Below are 19,426 nucleotides of genomic sequence, written 5' to 3'. Positions count from 1 at the left end.
GAGGAGAACCCCATGAGCGACGACGCCGTGACCGCGGTCGAGGCCCAGGTGGCGCTGCTGCTGCGCCTGGCGGACCGCAACCGCCGCACCACGCGCCTGGCCAGCACGCTCGAGCGCTCGGCGTACCTGGCGCTCCGGCTCCTCGACACCACGGGCCCGGCCGGCATCAACGAGATCGCGGACCACCTGCGCCTCGACGCGTCGACGGTGACCCGCCAGGTGCTCGCCATGGAGGCCGCGGGCTACGTGACCCGCGAGCGCGACGTGCACGACGGCCGCCGCGCGGTGGTCACCATGACGCCCGCGGGCACCGCTGCCCTGGCCCAGACCCGGACCGCCCGCGCCGACGTGTACGCCGACATCCTCGCGGAGTGGTCCCCGGACGACCGCCAGCACCTGGCCGAGCTGCTGACCCGCCTCAACGCCGACCTCGACGCGCACGCGACCCGCACCTGACAGCGGGCTCGGCTAGCGTGGGCCGCCGCACGACCGACCGCCCCGACGAAGGACCTCGATGACCGACGCACCGGCCCGCCCGCGCCCCGCCCCGCTCGTGGGGGTGGTCGTCCGGACGGAGTTGATCGCCGCGACCATGGTCCGGGTGGTCGTCCGGGCGCCGGGCTTCGAGCCGTCCCCGCACGCCGACTCGTACGTCAAGGTCGTGTTCCTCCCGGCCGGGTCACCGCGCCCGCTGCGGGAGGACGGCCGCCTCGACCTCGACGCCGTGCGCGCGGCCCTGCCGCCCGACCAGCAGCCCCGCCAGCGCTCGTACACCGTCCGCGCCTGGGACGCCGCCGCGGACGAGCTCACCCTCGACTTCGTCGTCCACGGCGACGAGGGCATCGCGGGCCCGTGGTCGGCGTCGGCGCAGCCCGGCGACGAGGTGCTGCTGGTGGGTCCCGGCGGGGCCTGGTCACCCGACCCCGCCGCGGCGTCGCACCTGTTCGCCGGCGACGCCAGCGCGCTGCCCGCCATCGCCGTCGCGCTCGAGCGGTTGGCCGACGACGCGGTCGGCCACGCCGTCATCGAGGTGCACGGACTCGAGGACCAGATCCCGCTCGCGTTCCCGCCGGGCGTCCACGTGAGCTGGGTGCACCAGGGCATCGCCGTCGCCGGGCTGGCGCTCGTCGACGCCGTCACCGCCCTGCCGGAGCTGCCCCGCCCGGTCAGCGCGTTCGTGCACGGCGAGGCCGGCGTGGTCCGCGAGCTGCGCAGGCACGTGCGCGTCGACCGCGGGATCACGCGCGACCAGCTGTCGGTCTCCGGCTACTGGCGGCTGGGCGCCGACGACGAGGGCTGGCGCGCGACCAAGCGCGACTGGCTGGCCACGATCGAGGAGTCGGAGCAGGGGCTCGACTGACCGGCGGGCGGGTGCGGGTGCCCCCGCCCGGGTTCGAACCGGGACTGTGCCGGGTTTAAGCCGGCTGCCTCTGCCAGTTGGGCTACGGGGGCCGCGCCACATCCTGCCAGGGCGCGCACGAGCCCCCGACCGACGTCGGGGGCTCGTGCGCGAGGAGCTCAGGCGCTCTTGGTGCCCTTGGCGGCCTTCGGCGCGGCGGCGGACGCCATCGACGGGTCGGCCTCGCCCGGCTCGACGGCGCGGGGCTTGGCCGGCACCGAGGCGGAGCGGAACTCCGCGCGCGGGTCGTGCAGGCTGCCCAGCGCGACGACCTCGCGGCGCAGCAGCAGCGAGCCGGTCCAGCCCGCGGCGATCTTGATCTTGCGGTTGAAGGTCGGCATGGCGGCCACGTGGTACGAGCGGTGCAGCACCCACGCGAGGAAGCCGCGGACCTTGATCCGGCCGAACATCTGGGCGACGCCCTTGTACATGCCGAGCGACGCGACGGCGCCGATGTTCTTGTGCTTGTACTCGGTCGGCTCGGCGGAGCGGAGCACCCGGGAGAGGTTGTCGCCCAGGTGGTTGCCCTCGCGCAGCGCGTGCTGGGCGTTGGGCGGGCAGAACTTGCCGGGGTTGTACAGGTCCGGCACGGCGGCGCAGTCACCCGCGGCGTAGGCGTCGGGCACCACGGTGCCGTCGGCGTCGACCACCTGGAGGTACGCGTTGCACGTGACCCGGCCCATGGCGTCGAGCGGCAGGTCGGAGTTCTGCAGCACCGGGTTCGCCTTCACGCCGGCGGTCCACACGAGCGTCTCGGCGTCGAACTCGACCTTGTTGGACAGGACGATGTGGCCGTCGACGCAGCTGCTGAGGAAGGTCGACAGGTGGATCTCGATGTTGCGCTTGCGCAGCTGCTCCAGCGTGTAGCCGCCCAGCTCCTCGCTCACCTCGGGCAGGATCCGCGGCGAGCCCTCGACCAGCACGAACCGCAGCTCGTCCTGCTCGACGGCCTTGTAGTACTTGACCGCCGCGCGGGCCATGTCCTCGACCTCACCGAGCGCCTCGATGCCGGCGAACCCGCCGCCCACGAACACGAACGTGAGCATGCGGCGGCGCAGCTCGGGGTCCCAGGTGCTCGCCGCGACGTCGATGCGGTTGAGCACGTGGTTGCGCAGCGAGATGGCCTCTTCGACGTTCTTGAAGCCGATGCCGAAGTCCGCCAGGCCCGGGATGGGCAGCGTGCGGGCGACAGCGCCCAGGCCGACCACCAGGTGGTCGTACGTGATCCAGTACGCGTCGCCCTCCTCGGGCGTGATCTCGACCGTGCGGTCGGCGTGGTTGATCTCGGTGACCTTGCCCTGCAGCACGTCGACGCCCTTGAGCGCGCGGCGGTGCGGCGCGACGACGTTGCGGGGGTCGATCGAGCCGGCCGCGGCCTCGGGGAGGAACGGCGCGTAAGTCATGTACGGGCGCGGGTCGACGACGACGATGGCCGCCTCGCGCTTGCCGAGACGCTTGCGCAGCCGGCGGGCCGTGTACAGGCCCACGGTGCCGCCGCCGAGGATCACGACGCGGGGCACCTTGCGAGGCTTGCTCGGGCGGGCCGCCGCGTCCGCGGTGGCCTTCGTGGGTGCGACGTCGGAGGCAGACTGAGGCATGCCTTCAACGGTAGCGGCGTCAGGTCCCTTGCGCCCTGCCCAAGCCGGTGATACTGCGCACAGTGGGCACTCAGGACGGGGCGACGGCGTTCGCGCGGACCACCGACGAGTACCACTGCGCGCTCGCCTTCGGCGTCCGCTCCTGGGTGTCGAAGTCGACGCGCACCAGCCCCCAGCGCTGCGTCATCCCCTCGGCCCACTCGAAGTTGTCCAGCAGGGACCAGGCGTAGTAGCCGGTGAGCTGCACCCCGTCGCCGATCGCGCGCGCCGCCTGCTGCAGGTGCGCGCGCAGGAACTCGCGCCGCTCGGGGTCGTCCGTGGAGCCCTCGGGCGTGGGGTCGGGGATCCCGTTCTCGGTGATCACCAGCGGCGGCGCGTCCGGGTAGTCGATGAGCAGGTCCATGAGCAGGTCGTACAGGCCCTCGGGGTGCACCTGCTGCCAGGTCGCGGCCGAGGTGGGGTAGATCGGCACCTGGTTGCCGGCGTCGTCGACCCCCGTGACCCCGTAGTACTGGATCGCGAGGTGGTCGAGCGGGGCGCTGATGGCGTCGAGGTCGCCGTCCTGCACGAGCGCCTCGAACGCGTCCCGGTCCGCCGGCAGCTGGCCGGCCTCCCGCCCGATCGCGTCGTCCGGGTAGGTGCCCAGCAGCACGGGGTCGAGGAACAGCCGGTTCTCGACGGCGTCGACGCGCACCGAGGCCGGGTCCGCGCCGCGGTCCACCGGGTAGACGGGGATGAGGTTGAGGGCGATGCCGATGCCCCCGGCGCCCCCGCCGGCCCGGAACGCGCTCACGGCCCGGCCGTGCCCCAGCAGCTGGTGGTGCACCGCGGCCGCCGCCTGGTCGACGTCGGAGATCCCCGGCGCGTGCGACCCCCAGCGGTAGCCGACGAATGCCGTGGTCTTCGGCTCGTTGATCGTGAGCCAGGTGGCGTCGACGTCGCGCAGGGCGTCGAACACGATCGCCGCGTACTCGCCGAAGCGCTCGGCGGTGTCCCGCACCGCCCAGCCGCCCGCGTCCTGCAGCGGCTGCGGCAGGTCCCAGTGGTAGAGCGTGATCGCGGGGTGGATGCCGCGGGTCAGCAGCCCGTCGACCAGCCGGCGGTAGAAGTCGACGCCGGCCTGGTTGACCCGGCCGGACCCGGTCGGCTGGATCCGGGGCCACGCGACCGAGAACCGGTACGCGGGCAGCCCGAGGTCCTTGATCAGGTCGAGGTCCGACTCCCACAGCCGGTAGTGGTCGGCCGCCGGGTCGCCCGTGGAGCCGTCCCGGATGGTCCCCGGTCGGGCCGCGAACGTGTCCCAGATCGACGGCCCCCGCCCGTCGGCCGTCGTCGACCCCTCGACCTGGAACGCCGACGTTGCCGCGCCCCAGACGAACCCGGCGGGGAAGGCCATCGGCTGCGCGGGCGGGCTCCAGGACGGTGCAGCGGTCGCGGACGGCGCCGGCCCCGGCGCCGCGGGCGTGCAGGCGGCCAGCAGCCCGGCGGCCCCGCCGAGCTGGAGCAGCAGGCGGCGGTCGAGCACGGGACCGGGCATCCGCTCCTCCTCGAGCGACGGCGGGCTGACATGGGCGCTGGAAGCGCTCCCAACGCCCATCGTACCGCCGCGACCTGCGGCGGCGCCCCGTTCCTGCGGGGCGCCGCCGGCCGTCAGGGGGTGGGGGTCGGGCCCGGCGTGGCGGACGGGCTGGGCGTGGCGGACGGCCCCTCGGCGCCGATCGTCGAGGTCTGCGGGGCGTCGAGCGCCGGTGCCTTGGCGAACGGCCACGGCGGCGTGGACGGGCTGGTCCCCGCCGGGAGCACCTGCATCCCGGCGTCGTCGTAGCTGAACGCGGACGTCGGCGCGCCCTGCAGCGGGTAGAGGTTCCAGCGGGAGCGGCCGTCGGCGTCCGTACTGCTGACGAACGACCACGGCTCGTCGCCCTCAGGCAGCCAGTACGGGTCGAGGCCGTTGTCGAACGTCGTCCGCACGGGCCGTCCGCGATCGTCGTAGATCTGCACGTCGGTGAGCGGGTTGCCCTCGGCGTCGTAGGCGAAGAGGTTGCTCACCTGCATGCCGTCGACCACGACCCCGTCGACGGGCTTGTCCTGGTAGATCGTCTGGGCGCCGCCGGCGTAGGCGCCCGCCTGGGCGTACTGCCACTGCAGCTGCCCCTGCACCCAGCCGACCACGGGCAGCAGGGCGACGACCGCGACGACGTTGGCCGTCACCGCGAGCCAGTGCGTCCGCGGCCCCCGCAGCCACACCCCGCGCCCGTACTGCACGCTGACGACGACCGCCGCCAGCAGCACCGCCTTGCTCAGCAGCGAGCGCGGCACTCCGATCGATGCAGCGCTGCCGAAGTACATCGCGACGAGCTCGTAACCGATCCAGCCGCGGACCAGCCACCAGACCGGCCGCAGCGCCACGAGGAACGACTCGACCGGCCCCCACCATGGCTGCGCCCGCAGGCTCCGCAGGGTCCAGGCACCCAGGCGGCGCGCTCCGCGCGCGGGGGCTCCGAGCGCATACCTGAGGTCCTGCCGCGGACCCCGCGAGACCGCCGGCGCGAGCCCCGCCGCCGCGCGCAGCTCGGCTGCGTACTCCTCCGGCGACCCGAACTGCTCCAGCAGGCCGCGCCCGTGGGCCGTGTGCCGCTCGTCGGCCATCGCCTCCGCGAGGTCCGCCTCGAGGTCGTCGGTGAGGTCCTCGACCACCTCCGGGCCGAGGTCGGCCAGGCTGCGCCGCACCGCCGCCGCGTAGCCCGCGACGTCCAGCACGTCCGTGGTGTCCAGCACGCTCATCGCACGCCCTCCGTCCCGAGCAGGCGGCCCATCGTGCCTGCGAACTCCTGCCAGTCCTTGCGCTGCGCCTCGAGCATCGCCCTGCCCTGGGCGTTGATCCCGTAGTACTTGCGGTGCGGCCCCTCGTCGCTGGGCACCACGTAGGAGGTCAGGGCTCCCGACGAGTACAGCCGCCGCAGCGTGCCGTACACCGACGCGTCGCCGACCTCCTCGATGCCCGCCGACCGCAGCCGCCGGACGACGTCGTACCCGTACCCGTCCTCGTCCGCGACGACGGCGAGCACCGCCAGGTCGAGCACGCCCTTGAGCAGCTGTGTGGTGTCCACGGGACCTCCCGGTCGACGTCCCGGGCGGCCGTCCGCCCGGCTGGGCGACCGACGGCACCGGGGCGGCAGTCTGGTGCGGAAGCCCCCTCCGGCTCCCGCAGGCGCGACGCTATTACACATTGCGCACTACCGTCCACCACGCGCCAGCCCCGGCGTGTCGCGAGTGTTCCCCACCAACGTCCGCACTCGTGCGGGCCAGAACCCACCGGAGTGCGGACGTCCGGGGATCTCTCGGTCCGCGGGTGTCAGCGGGTGGCGATGCTCCACGCGATGCCGTCGAGGATGTCGTGCTCCGAGGTGACCACGTGGTCCAGCCGGCCGCCGGCAGCGGCGACCTCGTCGCGGACGCGTCGCACGACGTCGCCCCAGACCAGCGCGCCCGCGCCGATCACGTCGACGCGGCCCGGGTGCATGAAGCCGAGGGCGGCGCGGGACTCGCGGGTGCGGCCCAAGAGGTCGTCGCAGGCGGCGAGCACGACGTCGACCGGCAGCACGGACCGGTCGATGATCGCGGGGTCGTAGGCGGGCAGGCCCAGCCCGTGGGCGGTCACGGTCGTCACGCTGCCGGCCAGGCCGACCAGCGTGACCGTCTTGCCCAGGGGCACCACGGCGGCCGCGGTGTCGAGCGCGGCGGCGACGTCGGCGTGCGCCGCGGCGATCTCGTCGGCGGTCGGCGGGTCGCTGCGCAGGTGGCGCTCGGTCATCCGCACGCAGCCGACGTCCATCGAGAAGGCGGCCTCGGGCGTCGTCGTGCCCAGCACCAGCTCGGTCGAGCCCCCGCCCAGGTCGACCACGAGGAACGGCCCGGGGTGCTCGCCCGCCAGCACGCCGGTGGCCCCGCGGAACGACAGCTCGGCCTCCTCCTGCCCGGCGACGACCTCGGGCTCGACGCCCAGCGCGGCGTGCACCCCGTCGACGAAGTCGGCCCGGTTCTCCGCGTCGCGCGATGCCGACGTGGCCACGAACCGGATCGCCTCGACGCCCAGCTCCGTGCACACGTCGTTGTACCGCCGGGCCGCGTCGAGCGTGCGCGCGAGGGCCTCCGGGGCGATGCGGCCGGTCCGGTCGACGCCCTGGCCCAGGCGGACGACCTCCATGCGGCGGTCCAGGTCCACCAGGGTCCCGGCCTCGGGATCGATGTCGGCGACGAGAAGTCGGATCGAGTTGGTCCCGCAGTCGATGGCAGCCACACGCGTCACGCGCCCATCCTCGCACCCGCCCCGGACCGGACCGTCCGCACGTCCGGTCGCCCCGACGCTCGATCCTGCGGACGTTGCGTGGTCGCCGGCGCGACGTCCGCACATCCGGTCGCCCCGACGCTCGATCGTGCGGACGTCCGCGGAGATGGGGCGCTGACCCGGAGTCAGGGGCGGGTCAGCAGGTGCAGCGGTCCGGGCGCCAGTCGTCGCGGATGAGGGCGAGGGCCTCGTCGCCGATCGGGTTGACGCCCGGGCCAGCCGCCAGAGCGTGGCCGACGAGCACGTGCAGGCACTTCACGCGGGTGGGCATGCCGCCGGCCGAGATGCCGGCGATCTCCTCGACGTGCCCGAGCGCCTCGCGGTCGACCAGGTAGGCCTCGTGTGCGCGGCGATAGGCGGCCGCCAGCTCCTCGTCGTCGGCGAGCCGGGCCGTCAGCTCTTTCATGAGCCCCCCGGCCTCGAGCGTGCTGACCGCGGCGACCGCGGGCGGGCAGGTGAGGTAGTAGGTGGTGGGGAACGGGGTGCCGTCGTCGAGGCGCGGCGCGGTGCGGACCACCAGCGGCCGGCCGCAGACGCACCGGGCGGCGATGCCGACGACGCCGCGCGGCGGGCGCCCCAGCTGCTCGGCGAGCACCGTGAGGTCCTGGTCGCTCACGGCGTCAAAGGAGGGGGTCACAGCGGCGGTCCGTTTCGTGCGGGGGTGAGGGTCAGCCGCCCGCCGGGGCCGTGGGAGACGTGGCGGGCGTCCCATTGTCGCCCGTGGCCGGCGTCTGTCCGGCCACCTGCACCGACTCCCAGACGGTCGCGTACCAGGGCAGGGTCGAGCCCGCGTCGAGCACGGAGGCCGGTCCGTCGGCGGCGGGCGCGGTGTCGGGCACCGTCTCGGGATCGACCACGCGGAACGCCTTCTCACCCGGCAGCACGAACGAGAGCCGCTCGCGCGCCTGCGCGGCGACGTACGCGGGGTCGTCCCAGCGCTTGAGGTCCGCCTGGAGGTCGTCGTTGCGCTGCCGGGCCGCCTCGACCTGCCCCCGCAGCTGGTCCACCTCGACGCGCTGCTGCAGGTAGGAGTGCAGCGTGGGGTACACCAGCACGAAGGCGAGCAGCAGCACGCACGAGAAGACCATCGCCCGGACCGTGAACAGCCGCGGCACGCGCACCTGCACCCGCTCGGCTCGCGGTGTGCCGCGGGGCGGCGTGGGGGCCGTGCCGCGGGAGGCCGGCCGGGAGGCGGCGGGTCGCGACGAGGACGGCCGTGCCGACGACGACGGCGCCGGGCCGACCCGCGGCGTGGCCCCGGACCGGGGGGCGGACGACCGGCTGCCCGTGTTCCCGCGCGGCACGTTCGCCCCGGCGGTGGGCGTCCCGGGCCGCGGGGACGCCGGACGCCGACCCGGGGCGCTCGGGGACGCCGGGCGTCGGGGGGCAGACATGCCGTCGATTCTGCCCCGGACCTGGCTGACCTCGGCGGACGTGGGGATCCGTGGCGCGCCGGAGGCCGGCCACCCGTGGGTGACCGGCCTCCGAGGGTCGTGCGTCAGGCCGTGAACCGCGGGAAGGCGGAGCGACCGGCGTAGCGCGCGGCGTCGTCCAGCTCCTCCTCGATGCGGAGCAGCTGGTTGTACTTGTTGATGCGCTCGCCGCGGGCGGGCGCACCGGTCTTGATCTGGCCGGCGTTCGTGGCCACCGACAGGTCGGCGATCGTGGTGTCCTCGGTCTCGCCGGAGCGGTGCGAGGTCATCGTGGTGAAGCCGCTGCGCTGGGCCAGCTCGACGGCGTCGAACGTCTCCGTCAGCGTGCCGATCTGGTTGAGCTTGACCAGCAGCGAGTTGGCGGCCTTGAGCTCGATGCCCTTGCGCAGGCGCTCGGGGTTGGTGACGAACAGGTCGTCGCCGACGATCTGGACCTTGTCGCCGATGGTGGCGACCAGGTGGGACCAGCCCTCCCACTCGTCCTCGGACAGCGGGTCCTCGATGGAGACCAGCGGGTAGTCCTTCACCAGCTGCTCGTAGTAGGCGGACATCTCCTCGTTCGACAGGGCCTTGCCCTCGAACTGGTAGGCGCCGTCCTTGAAGAACTCGGTGGCGGCGACGTCGAGCGCGAGGCCCAGGTCGACGCCCGGCGTGAAGCCGGCCTTCTCGATGGCGATCAGGATGAGGTCGAGCGCCTCGCGGTTGCTGCCCAGGCTGGGGGCGAAGCCGCCCTCGTCGCCGAGACCCGTCGACAGGCCCTTGCCCTTGAGCACGGACTTCAGCGAGTGGTAGACCTCGACGCCGGTGCGCAGCGCCTCGCGGTACGTGGCCGCGCCGATGGGGGCGACCATGAACTCCTGGATGTCGACGTTGGAGTCGGCGTGCGACCCACCGTTGAGGATGTTCATCATCGGGACCGGCAGCACGTGGGCGTTCGGGCCACCGAGGTAGCGGAACAGCGGCAGGTCGGCCGAGTCGGCCGCGGCCTTGGCCACCGCGAGCGAGACGCCGAGGATCGCGTTGGCGCCGAGCTTGCCCTTGTTGGCGGTGCCGTCGAGGTCGATCAGCGCGGCGTCGACCAGGCGCTGCTCGGTGGCCTCGAAGCCGATGAGCTCAGGGGCGATCTCGTCGATGACGGCCGCGACGGCCTCCTCGACGCCCTTGCCCAGGTAGCGGGCGGAGTCGCCGTCACGGCGCTCGACGGCCTCGAAGGCGCCGGTCGAGGCACCCGAGGGGACGGCGGCACGGGCGATGGTGCCGTCGTCGAGAGCGACCTCGACCTCGACAGTGGGGTTGCCGCGCGAGTCCAGGATCTCGCGGGCGCCGACGGCCTCGATGCTGGCCATGGGTGCTCCTTCTGAAGCGGGTGGGTTTACGACCTCACCCTACTGGCGTCGTCGCACGGGTGCCGTGGGCCCTTCGACTGGTGGGACGCCGGTTCAGAGGCCGAGCATGATGCGCTCGACCTGGTCCTTGGCGTCGCCGAACAGCATCGACGTGTTGTCGCGGAAGAAGAGCGGGTTCTGCACGCCGGCGTACCCGGTGGCCATCGACCGCTTGAACACGACGACGCGCGCGGCCTTCCACACCTCGAGCACGGGCATGCCGGCGATCGGGGACGAGGGATCGTCCAGGGCCGCGGGGTTCACGGTGTCGTTGGCGCCGATGACGAGGACGACGTCGGTCTCCGCGAGGTCGCCGTTGATCTCGTCCATCTCGAGCACGATGTCGTACGGCACCTTGGCCTCGGCGAGCAGCACGTTCATGTGGCCCGGCAGCCGGCCCGCGACGGGGTGGACGCCGAACCGGACGTCGACGCCCCGGGCGCGCAGCTTGGCGACGAGCTCGGCCACCGGGTACTGCGCCTTGGCCACCGCCATGCCGTACCCCGGGGTGATCACCACGGTGCGCGCGTCGGCCAGCAGCTCCGCGACCTCGGGCGCCTTGACCTCGTGGTACTCGCCGAGGTCGACGTCGGACGCCACCACCGTGCCGCCCTCCGCCCCGTACCCGCCCAGGATCACGCTGATGAACGACCGGTTCATGGCCGTGCACATGAGGTAGCTGAGGATCGCACCGGACGAGCCGACCAGCGCGCCGGTGACGATGAGCAGGTCGTTGCTGAGCATGAAGCCGGCCGCGGCGGCCGCCCACCCGGAGTACGAGTTGAGCATCGAGACGACCACCGGCATGTCCCCGCCGCCGATCGAGGCGACCAGGTGCCAGCCGAGCGCGAGCGCCACCACGGTCATGAGCAGCAGCGGCAGCACGCTCGCGGTGCTCAGGAACCAGACCAGGAGGCCCGCCGACGCCAGGAGCATGGCGAGGTTGAGCACGTTGCGGCCCGGCAGCATCAGGGGCGCCGAGCGGATCCGGGTGGACAGCTTGAGGTAGGCGACGATCGACCCGGTGAACGTCACGGCGCCGATGAGCACGCCGAGGAAGACCTCGACCAGGTGCGCGGGGTCCGCCGGCTCGGTGAGGAACGAGTTGTAGCCGACCAGGACGGCCGCGAGCCCGACGAACGAGTGCAGGACCGCGATGAGCTCGGGCATCTGCGTCATCTCGACGCGCCGCGCCTGCCACGTGCCGACGGTCGACCCCACGAGCAGCACGACGAGGATCAGCGAGCCGGTGACGGCGACCGACCGCTCGGAGCGCTGGAGGGCGAGCGCGATCGTCGCAACGAGGGCGAGCGCCATGCCCACCATCCCCGCGACGTTCCCGCGGCGCGCGGTCTCCTGCTTGGACAGCCCCGCCAGGCTGAGGATGAACAGGATGGCGGCGGCGACGTAGACTGCCTGGGCCACGGAGGTCAGCACGGGGTCAGGCGTCCTTCCGGAACATGCGGATCATGCGGTTGGCGACGAGGAACCCGCCGAAGACGTTGATGCTCGCGACCGACGCCGCGATCACGGCGAGCACGGTCACCAGCCAGCTGTCGTCGCCGATCTGCAGGAGCGCGCCGACCAGGATGATCCCGGAGATGGCGTTGGTCTGCGCCATGAGCGGCGTGTGCAGCGAGTGGCTGACGTTCGAGATGACGTAGTAGCCGACGATGACCGCCAGCACGAACACCGTGAAGTGGCCCAGGAACGCGGTCGGCGCGAACGAGATGCCCAGCAGCACGAGCACCGCGACGAGGGCCAGCACGACCGACCGGCGCTGCCGCCGGCGGGTCTTGTCCTGCAGCAGCGCGACCGCGGCCGCCGCCCGCTCCTCCTCGGAGGGACCGGCGGGGGCGACGGGTGCCGCCGACACCTGGACCGGGGGCGGCGGCCAGAGCACCTCGCCGTCGTGGGTCACGGCCATGCCGCGCTGCACGGGGTCGTCGAGGTCCAGCACCAGCTCGCCGTCCTTGCCGGGGGTGAGCAGCTGGAGCAGGTGGAGGATGTTGGTGCCGAACAGCTGCGAGGTGTGCTGCGGCATGCGGCTGGCCAGGTCGGTGTACCCGACGATCGTGACGCCGCCGTCGGTGACCACCGTCTGCCCGGGCACCGTCAGCTCGCAGTTGCCGCCGCCCGAGGCCGCGAGGTCGACGATCACGCTGCCCGGCCGCATCCCGGCGACCATGGCCGCGGTGATCGTCGTCGGCGCCTGTCCCCGCACCAGCGCGGTGGTGATGACGATGTCGGCGTCGGCGGTCTCCGCGGCGTACATCTGCGCGGTGAGCTGCTCCTGCTCGGCGGTCAGCGCGCTCGCGTACCCGTCGGCGCTGACCGCCTGCTGAGCGGCCGCCGCCTGCACGAACGTGGCGCCCATCGACTCGATCTGCTCGCCCACCTCGGGCCGGACGTCGAACGCGCGCACGCGCGCGCCCATGCTGCCGGCCGTGCCGATCGCCGCGAGCCCGGCCACGCCCGCGCCGATCACGAACACCCGCGCCGGCGGCGTCTTGCCCGCGGCGGTGACCTGGCCGGTGAACATGCCGCCGTACGCCTCGGCGGCCTCGACCACCGCGCGGTAGCCCGCGACGTTGGACAGGGTGCTGAGCACGTCCAGGGCCTGCGCCCGCGAGATGCGCGGCACGGCGTCGAGCGCGAGCGCGGTGACGCCCCGCGCGTGCAGGCTCTCGACGAGGGCCGGCGCGGACGCCGGCGCGAGCATCGCGACCAGGGTGGCGCCGGGGGTCAGCGACGAGACCTCGGCGTCCGTCGGCGCGTTGACCTTGGCGACGACGTCGCTTCCCCACACCGCCGCCACGTCCCCGACGGTCGCACCGGCCGCCTCGTAGGCCCCGGCGCCGAAGGTCGCGGCGTCGCCGGCCCCGCGCTCGACGACCACGTCGTAGCCGAGCCCCACCAGCTGAGCCACCGTCGTCGGGGTCGCCGCGACGAGCCGCTCGCCGGCCCGGCTCTCGGTCGGGATGCCGATGCGCATCGCTGCGGTCCTCCGTGGGGTCGGGTGGTCGTGGTCGGTCCGGGCTCATCATGTCGGCCACGGGCAGGCTACGGGTGCCCGACGCTCGTCGGCAAGCGCTTTCCTTCCGTCTTTCGGAGGATCGCCCGAACCTCCTATCAGGGCCAGGCGGCCGCCTCCCGGGCCCGAAGGTCCCGGCACCGCCGCTCGCACGGGTCGTCCCGAGGCACGACGACGAGGTGGAGGGCGACCTGCGCCCTCCACCTCGTGGCGTCTCGACGTGCGGTGCGGTCAGACGGGCGTCGGCTCGAACCAGGCCCGCGAGAGGGCCGGCACGTACTCGGGCGCCTGCGCGCACGACCGCAGGCGTTCGGCCTGCTCGAGAGCCCGGCTGCGATACCACCCGCACGAGTGGGACGTGGTCGAGCGCGCGGCGTACAGCTCCGCGCACGTCGGCGCTGACGGCCACGGACCCGGGCTCGGGCCCGGGCCTGGGTCCGGGGTCGACGACTGCAGGGCGCCCGCCGTGAGCAGGACGGCGACGACGACGCCGGCGGCGAAGGCGACGAGACGAGAGAGGAGGGACTCGGTGAACGGACGAGAGGTGCGGCCGGTAGGGGTCGCGACCGGCGCGGCGGTGCGGTGCTCGGTGTGCGGCGAGGTGGTCATGCGACGACCGTCGGCCCGCGCGCCCCTCGTCCCGCCCCGGTCCGGTATCCGTCCGGTATCCACGGCATTGACCTGCAGGTCCGCGCGCTCGGACAATCACGGCCATGAGCATCTCGGTGCTCGGCCCACTGCGTCTCGACGACGCCGGCGCGCTCGGCCCTCGGGAGCGCGTCGTGCTCGCCGCGCTGGTCGTGCACCTGGGCAGCCCCGTGGACGTCGACACGCTGGCGGACGCGGTCTGGGGACAGCGGCCGCCGACGACGTGGAACAAGCAGCTGCAGGCGGCGGTCGCTCGGCTGCGCCGGGCTCTGGGACCCGAGGCCATCGAGACGACGTCGGCCGGCTACCGGCTGGTGGTCGACCCCGGGTCGATCGACGCCCACCGCTTCGAGGAGCACGTCGCCCGCGCCAGGACCCACATGGCGACCGGCGAGCCGGAGCGGGCCACGTCCACGCTCGAGCGCGCGCTGGGGCTGTGGAACGGACCCGCCTTCGTCGAGGTCCTCGACTGGGACGAGGGCCGCTCCGAGGCCGAGCGCCTGCAGGAGATCCGACGGATCGCCGAGGAGGACCTCCTCGAGGCGCAGCTCGCCGCGGGCGACCACCGCACGGTCGCAGGAGACGGCGAGTCGCGGGTACGCGCGGAGCCGCTGCGCGAGCGCAGGTGGGCCGCCCTCGCGCTGGCGCAGTACCGCTGCGGCCGGCAGGCTGACGCGCTGGCCACGCTGCGGCGGGCGCGCCGCTCGCTGTCCGACGAGCTCGGGATCGACCCGGGCCCGCAGCTGTCCGAGCTCGAGCTGCGGATGCTGCGGCAGGACCCGACCCTGCTGCAGACGCACAGCCCGGCACCGATCAGCCCCACCTGCCCGTACAAGGGTCTGGCTCCGTACGGCGAGCGCGACCAGGACGACTTCTTCGGCCGGGACGCCGAGGTGGTCGCGTGCCTGGAGCGGCTGCGCGCGGCGCCGCTCCTGGTTCTGGCGGGCGCCTCGGGCTGCGGCAAGAGCTCGCTGCTGCGCGCCGGGATCGTCGCCGAGCTTCGCCGCCGCGGCCACGACACCGTCGTCGTCGTGCCGGGCACGGACCCGGTCACCGCTCTCGAGTCCGCGCTGTCGTCCTGCGGCGCGGACGCGGTCCTCGCGGTCGACCAGCTGGAGGAGCTCTTCGTGCTCCGCCAGGAACCCGGCCAGGTCCAGCGGTTCTGCCGGACGCTGGTCGAGCGGGCGCAGGCCGGGGCGGGGGTCGTCGTGGCGATCCGCTCCGACCAGATCACGGGTCTCGGGCGAGACGCCGACCTCGCGGCGCTCGCGGACCTCGGCATGCACCTGGTCCCACCGCTGGTCGGCGACGCGCTCCGCGATGCGGTCGAGCGGCCGGCGGAGCGAGCCGGTCTGCGCCTCGAGCCCGGCCTCGTCGACGTGCTGCTCCGTGACGTGGAGGGCGACGCCGGTGCCCTCCCGCTGCTCTCGCACGCGCTGGTCGAGACCTGGCGGCGGCGCGACGGAGGCGTCCTCACCCTTGAGGCCTACCGTGCCACCGGCGGCATCTCGGGGGCCGTCGCGCGCTCGGCGGACCAGCTCTACGAGCACCTCGATCCCCACGAGCGCGACCTCTGCCGGTCGCTGATGCTCCGGCTCGTGGCGCCGTCGCCCGACGGCCCGCCGACGCGCCACCGCCTCGCCAGCAGCCACCTGAGCGGCGACGCCGGCCGCGACCGCGTGATCGCCGGCCTCATCGGCGCACGGCTGCTCACCGCCGACGAGGGCTCCGTGGAGATCGCGCACGAGTCGCTCGCCCACGCCTGGCCCCGCCTGCAGGCCTGGCTCGACGAGGACGCCTCCGGTCTGCGGATCATGCGGCACCTCGTCGCGTCCGCCGAGGGGTGGGAGTCGCTCGGCCGGCCCGAGGGCGAGCTCTACCGCGGGGCACGCCTGGAGGCCACGCTCGAGTGGCGGTCCCGCGCGGACGTCGACCTCACGACCGTCGAGGCAGCGTTCCTCGACGCCGCCGTCGCCCGCAGCGACCGAGAGGCCACGCTCGCCGAGGCCCGGGCACGCCGTGATGCGGCGCGCGCCCGGCGGCTGCGGGTGCTGCTCGGCGCGACCGCCGGACTCCTGGTCGTCTCCTTGGTGGCCTCAGGCTTCGCGCTGGCGAACGGGCGGTCGGCGAAGCGGCAGGCGGACTCGGCGCGCACCGCCCGGGACGACGCCCAGTTCGTCGACCTCGTCTCCCGGTCGCTCGCGCTGCGCAGGACGGACCGTGCCGTCGCCGCGCTCCTCGCCGCCGAGGCGTACCGTCGCCGCCCGGCGTCGGCCCAGGCCCGCTCGGCGCTGCTGGGCACGTTCACGGCCGATCCCGGCTTCCTGGGGTACTCCTGGGTGGACGGCACGGACGTCCCGTCGCCCGGAGCGCTCCTGCCCGGAGGCACCACCGCGCTCGTCGCGCTCGCCGGCGCCACGCCCGCCATCGTCGACGTCGCGACCGGAGCCGTCGAGCGCACGTTCGACCCTGTCGGGCCCACGCTGGGTCGGGCCGGCTCCGCCGTGCGGCTCAGCGCCGACGGCACCGTGGCGGTCCGGTTCGCCGTCGGCTCGAACGACGAGCACTGCGACGAGGACCGACCGGTGACGGCGGTGCGCGACCTGCTCGACGGCGAGACCTCTCTCGCCTGCGCGGTGGTGACCACCTACGACGTGGCGTCGGGCTCCCCGGTCGACCGGTCGGTCGTGCTGCCGTGGCAGTCCGGCGAGGTGGCCCTGAGCCCGGACGGCTCGACCACGGCGGTCACGCGGATCATGGACGGCACCACCCTGCTGCTCGGCGCCCGGGACGGTCGCGTGATCGGGACGGTCCCGGCGCCCCCGGCGATCGAGAGCCACGACTGGGGCAGCGCGGCCCTCGCGTTCGGCCCGGACGGAAGCCTCTACGTCGGCTCGACCACAGGCCCGGTCCGCGTCGTCGACCCGACGACGGCGGCCGTGATGCGCACCTACGACGTCCCCGAGCTGTCCACGAACGTCAGCCTGTCGGTGGCCGACGGGGCGCTCATCGGAGTCGGCCACCGCCGCATCGTGTCGCTCGACCTGGCGTCCGGCGCGATCCGGTGGGATGTGCCGATCAGCGGGCGCCGCGAGTCGCCGTGCCCGTGGGTCGCGGTGTCCGTCGCCGCAGGCCGCCTGTGGTGCGGGACCTTCCATGGCGTGATCGAGGAGCGCCTCCTGTCGACCGGCGAGCGCACCGGGATCAGCCGCGAGAGCGGCCTGGGCAACGTCGGCTGGATGGAGGTCACCGCGGACGGGCGGGAGCTCGTCACGTTCAGCGTCGACGCCCCGGCGATCACGCGCTGGCGGCTCGACGGCTCGGGGCCCGTGACCCGCCTGGTGGCGCCCCGCCACGTGCTCGTCGACCGGTACCAGCCCGGTGGCGGTCTCCTGCTCACGGCGGTGCGCCCCGACGGTCCGGCGTACGTGCGCGACGACTTCAGACAGTTCGAGATCTGGGACCCCGACACCGACACGGTCGTGCAGCGGATGCCCGGACTCCTCGACCCCACCTGGATCACGGCCGGCTCGGTCCTCGCCTTCGACCCGGACGCCGACGCTTCCGTCGTGGTCGACGCCGCGAGCGGAGGACGCCACGAGGTGCCCGACCTCGGCGCCGACGTCCAGATCATCCGACCGGCACCCGACGGGGAGTCGACCTTCGTCGTCACGTCCGAGGGGACGGTCGACCGCGTGGACGTCGCGACCGGTGAGCACGTGGGCCCGACGATGCGGGCGCCGGGGTGGCCGCTCGACTTCTCGGCGAGCCCGGACCTCTCGCGCGTCGCCGTCACCGTCTACGGGGGGCTCAACACCGCCTCGACGTACCTGTTCGACGGGCGGACCGGTGAACAGGTCGGAGCGCATGTCGACGGCTGGTCGCTGACGGAGCTCGGAAGGTCGACGACGGTCGTCAGCAGCGGCGTCGAGGTCGAGGTCCACGACCTGGCCGCCGGGGGCCAGGCGCGGGGTGCGTTGCCGAGCACGATCGGCGAGGTCGACTCCCTCCAGCTCAGCACCGACGGCGACGTCCTGGCCGCGACGTCCCGCGACGGCACGGTGTCGGTCTACGACGTGCGCAGCCGCATCCGCCTGGCCGACCCGCTGCCGACGGACGGGCCGAACTTCGTGTCGGCGACCCTGCGCCCTGACGGGACGGCGCTGGCGGCCACCGGCCGGGACGGGATCCTGGTCTGGGACCTGGACGCCCGGCACCTGTTCGACGCGGCCTGCCGCTTCGCGGGCCGCGAGCTCACGGCCGGCGAGTGGGAGACCTACCTGTCCGAGCTGGGGTCCCGCCGGGCGACCTGCTCGTCGGCCCTGACCGCGTCCTCGAGCTGACGGATCGCCCCCCGCAGGGCCGCCTCGGCGTCGATCCCGCGCCCGTGGGCGTCGACGAGCACCGCGAGCAGACGTGCCGCGACATCGTCCTCGGCATCGACTCGCGAGGCGAGGCCACGGGCATCGATGCCTGCCCGCTCCGCGCGGCCCAGCACCTTCTGGCCGCGCGCGAGGGCGCCGAGCGCCAGCGGGATGCCGTCGAGCGCCGAGCCGCGCTGCTTCTCGGCGTTCTTCAGGCGGTCCCACTGCACGTGCGCGTCCCCGTCCAGCTCCGCGTCCTCGAACACGTGCGGGTGCCGGCGGACCAGCTTGGCGACGAGGTCCGCCGCCACGTCGTCGACGTCGAACGGGTCGGTCGGGTGCTCCGTCGCGATGCGCGCGTGGAACACCACCTGGAGCAGCAGGTCGCCCAGCTCCTCGCGCAGGCCCGGGCGGTCGCCGGTCTCGATCGCCTCGGCCAGCTCGTAGGCCTCCTCGAGCGCGTACCCCACCAGCGACTCGTGGGTCTGCTCCGCGTCCCACGGGCAGCCGCCGGGCGAGCGCAGGCGGTCCATCGCGCGCACGAGCGCGCGCAGGGGGTCCGCCTCGGTCACGACGCCGAGGGTGAGGGGGTGGGCGTGGGCTCGGGGGTCGCGCCGTCGGTCGGCGCCTCCGCCTTCGCCTTGACCAGCCACGGGGCCGGCGTCGGGTCCGCCACCTGGTTGCCGTCCTCCAGCGAGCCGAACCGCGGGTTCACGTCCACGTCGAGCGCGCGCAGGCGCTTGTCGATCTCCTTGCCCACGGCCGTGGCGTCGGACAGGCCCTGGAGGTTGGTGTACGCGATCGAGTACTTGGCCACCGCCAGCGACGGCGCGGTGAAGGTCGCCGTCGAGCCCTTGACCTTCTGCTGCACCACCGAGTCGAGCAGGGCCTTGGCGTCCTGGTCGGAGACCCCGACACCCTTCTCGTCCGCCAGCTCGACGACTGTGGGCTCCTGCACCAGGACGGCCAGCACGTTCGTCGTTGTCACGCCCTGGAAGTACGGGGCCAGCTCCTCGAGCGCGGCGCGCACGTCCGCCGTCGGGATCGCCGTGCCGTCGACCACCGCGGCGGCACCCGGCTGCCCGGTGCACCCCGCGAGCACCGCCGTCGTCGCGAGCGCGACCAGCGCACCCGTCGCCCGCACACCTGCATGCCACCGCACCGCCACCAGGGACCTCCCGCGTCCTCGCTCGTCGATCGGGGTCATCGTAGGGCCC

General features: G+C 74.0%; 16 protein-coding genes and 1 tRNA gene. 3 read left to right on the top strand and 14 right to left on the bottom strand.

The annotated features are described in order from the left end of the window. The first annotated feature begins 12 nt into the window (after positions 1–12). Positions 13–456 (top strand): MarR family winged helix-turn-helix transcriptional regulator, encoded by a 444-nt coding sequence (locus tag AB5970_RS08715; protein ID WP_370503536.1) that lies wholly within the window; start codon positions 13–15, stop codon positions 454–456. Between the two features lie 58 nt (positions 457–514). Beyond that, complete coding sequence (locus AB5970_RS08710) at positions 515–1,360, top strand: siderophore-interacting protein (protein WP_370503535.1); 846 nt, start codon at positions 515–517, stop codon at positions 1,358–1,360. A gap of 18 nt (positions 1,361–1,378) precedes the next feature. Here AB5970_RS08710 and AB5970_RS08705 read toward each other — a convergent pair. From AB5970_RS08705 to AB5970_RS08650, 12 genes are all read right to left on the bottom strand, one after another. Further along, positions 1,379–1,452 (bottom strand) — tRNA-Leu (locus AB5970_RS08705). Between the two features lie 66 nt (positions 1,453–1,518). Beyond that, positions 1,519–2,997, bottom strand: a complete 1,479-nt coding sequence (locus tag AB5970_RS08700; RefSeq protein WP_370503534.1) for an NAD(P)/FAD-dependent oxidoreductase — start codon at positions 2,995–2,997, stop codon at positions 1,519–1,521. 70 nt (positions 2,998–3,067) lie between these two features. Continuing rightward, the gene (locus tag AB5970_RS08695) at positions 3,068–4,534 is read right to left on the bottom strand and encodes a GH1 family beta-glucosidase (RefSeq protein WP_370503533.1); all 1,467 of its coding nucleotides are present in this window, start codon (positions 4,532–4,534) and stop codon (positions 3,068–3,070) included. Between the two features lie 113 nt (positions 4,535–4,647). After that, complete coding sequence (locus tag AB5970_RS08690; protein ID WP_370503532.1) at positions 4,648–5,781, bottom strand: HAAS signaling domain-containing protein; 1,134 nt, start codon at positions 5,779–5,781, stop codon at positions 4,648–4,650. Further along, on the bottom strand, positions 5,778–6,107 hold the full coding sequence (locus AB5970_RS08685) for a PadR family transcriptional regulator (RefSeq protein WP_370503531.1): 330 nt from the start codon (positions 6,105–6,107) through the stop codon (positions 5,778–5,780). The genes AB5970_RS08690 and AB5970_RS08685 overlap by 4 nt, the downstream gene beginning before the upstream one ends. A 245-nt stretch (positions 6,108–6,352) precedes the next feature. After that, entirely contained in the window at positions 6,353–7,306 is a 954-nt protein-coding gene (locus AB5970_RS08680; RefSeq protein ID WP_370503530.1) for an exopolyphosphatase, read from the bottom strand. A 175-nt stretch (positions 7,307–7,481) separates the two neighbouring features. Continuing rightward, on the bottom strand, positions 7,482–7,982 hold the full coding sequence (locus AB5970_RS08675) for a DUF501 domain-containing protein (RefSeq protein ID WP_370503529.1): 501 nt from the start codon (positions 7,980–7,982) through the stop codon (positions 7,482–7,484). A 31-nt stretch (positions 7,983–8,013) separates the two neighbouring features. Then, positions 8,014–8,460, bottom strand: a complete 447-nt coding sequence (locus AB5970_RS08670) for an FtsB family cell division protein (RefSeq protein WP_370503528.1) — start codon at positions 8,458–8,460, stop codon at positions 8,014–8,016. Positions 8,461–8,843: 383 nt separating this feature from the next. Beyond that, on the bottom strand, positions 8,844–10,124 hold the full coding sequence (gene eno, locus AB5970_RS08665; protein ID WP_370503527.1) for a phosphopyruvate hydratase: 1,281 nt from the start codon (positions 10,122–10,124) through the stop codon (positions 8,844–8,846). Positions 10,125–10,217: 93 nt separating this feature from the next. Continuing rightward, complete coding sequence (gene pntB, locus AB5970_RS08660) at positions 10,218–11,600, bottom strand: Re/Si-specific NAD(P)(+) transhydrogenase subunit beta (RefSeq protein WP_370503526.1); 1,383 nt, start codon at positions 11,598–11,600, stop codon at positions 10,218–10,220. A 4-nt stretch (positions 11,601–11,604) separates the two neighbouring features. Continuing rightward, complete coding sequence (locus AB5970_RS08655; RefSeq protein ID WP_370503525.1) at positions 11,605–13,158, bottom strand: Re/Si-specific NAD(P)(+) transhydrogenase subunit alpha; 1,554 nt, start codon at positions 13,156–13,158, stop codon at positions 11,605–11,607. A 270-nt stretch (positions 13,159–13,428) separates the two neighbouring features. Next, positions 13,429–13,806 carry a hypothetical protein gene (locus tag AB5970_RS08650; protein ID WP_370503524.1) on the bottom strand — a complete coding sequence of 126 codons (378 nt, stop codon included), beginning with the start codon at positions 13,804–13,806 and terminating at the stop codon, positions 13,429–13,431. Between the two features lie 104 nt (positions 13,807–13,910). Here AB5970_RS08650 and AB5970_RS08645 point away from each other — a divergent pair, with 104 nt between their 5' ends. Further along, positions 13,911–18,188: a BTAD domain-containing putative transcriptional regulator gene (locus AB5970_RS08645; RefSeq protein ID WP_370503523.1), complete on the top strand. Its 4,278-nt coding sequence runs from the start codon at positions 13,911–13,913 to the stop codon at positions 18,186–18,188. Here AB5970_RS08645 and AB5970_RS08640 read toward each other — a convergent pair. Together AB5970_RS08640 and AB5970_RS08635 are read right to left on the bottom strand one after the other, a co-directional pair. Further along, entirely contained in the window at positions 18,122–18,781 is a 660-nt protein-coding gene (locus AB5970_RS08640; protein WP_370503522.1) for a MazG family protein, read from the bottom strand. The genes AB5970_RS08645 and AB5970_RS08640 overlap by 67 nt on opposite strands. Then, the gene (locus AB5970_RS08635) at positions 18,778–19,416 is read right to left on the bottom strand and encodes a hypothetical protein (RefSeq protein ID WP_370503521.1); all 639 of its coding nucleotides are present in this window, start codon (positions 19,414–19,416) and stop codon (positions 18,778–18,780) included. The genes AB5970_RS08640 and AB5970_RS08635 overlap by 4 nt, the downstream gene beginning before the upstream one ends. Between the last annotated feature and the right edge of the window lie 10 nt (positions 19,417–19,426).

Origin of the sequence: Cellulomonas sp. ICMP 17802 (assembly GCF_041295535.1) — a bacterium.
Classification (GTDB): domain Bacteria; phylum Actinomycetota; class Actinomycetes; order Actinomycetales; family Cellulomonadaceae; genus Cellulomonas.
This window is presented reverse-complemented; position numbering and strand designations above follow the sequence as displayed.

Excerpts from the sequence above, each read along its gene's own strand:
- AB5970_RS08715 (WP_370503536.1), top strand. The coding sequence starts at position 13 with ATGAGCGACGACGCCGTGACCGCGGTCGAGGCCCAGGTGGCGCTGCTG.
- AB5970_RS08710 (WP_370503535.1), top strand. The coding sequence starts at position 515 with ATGACCGACGCACCGGCCCGCCCGCGCCCCGCCCCGCTCGTGGGGGTG.
- AB5970_RS08700 (WP_370503534.1), bottom strand. The coding sequence starts at position 2,997 with ATGCCTCAGTCTGCCTCCGACGTCGCACCCACGAAGGCCACCGCGGAC.
- AB5970_RS08695 (WP_370503533.1), bottom strand. The coding sequence starts at position 4,534 with ATGCCCGGTCCCGTGCTCGACCGCCGCCTGCTGCTCCAGCTCGGCGGG.
- AB5970_RS08690 (WP_370503532.1), bottom strand. The coding sequence starts at position 5,781 with ATGAGCGTGCTGGACACCACGGACGTGCTGGACGTCGCGGGCTACGCG.
- eno (WP_370503527.1), bottom strand. The coding sequence starts at position 10,124 with ATGGCCAGCATCGAGGCCGTCGGCGCCCGCGAGATCCTGGACTCGCGC.
- AB5970_RS08655 (WP_370503525.1), bottom strand. The coding sequence starts at position 13,158 with ATGCGCATCGGCATCCCGACCGAGAGCCGGGCCGGCGAGCGGCTCGTC.
- AB5970_RS08650 (WP_370503524.1), bottom strand. The coding sequence starts at position 13,806 with ATGACCACCTCGCCGCACACCGAGCACCGCACCGCCGCGCCGGTCGCG.
- AB5970_RS08645 (WP_370503523.1), top strand. The coding sequence starts at position 13,911 with ATGAGCATCTCGGTGCTCGGCCCACTGCGTCTCGACGACGCCGGCGCG.
- AB5970_RS08635 (WP_370503521.1), bottom strand. The coding sequence starts at position 19,416 with ATGACCCCGATCGACGAGCGAGGACGCGGGAGGTCCCTGGTGGCGGTG.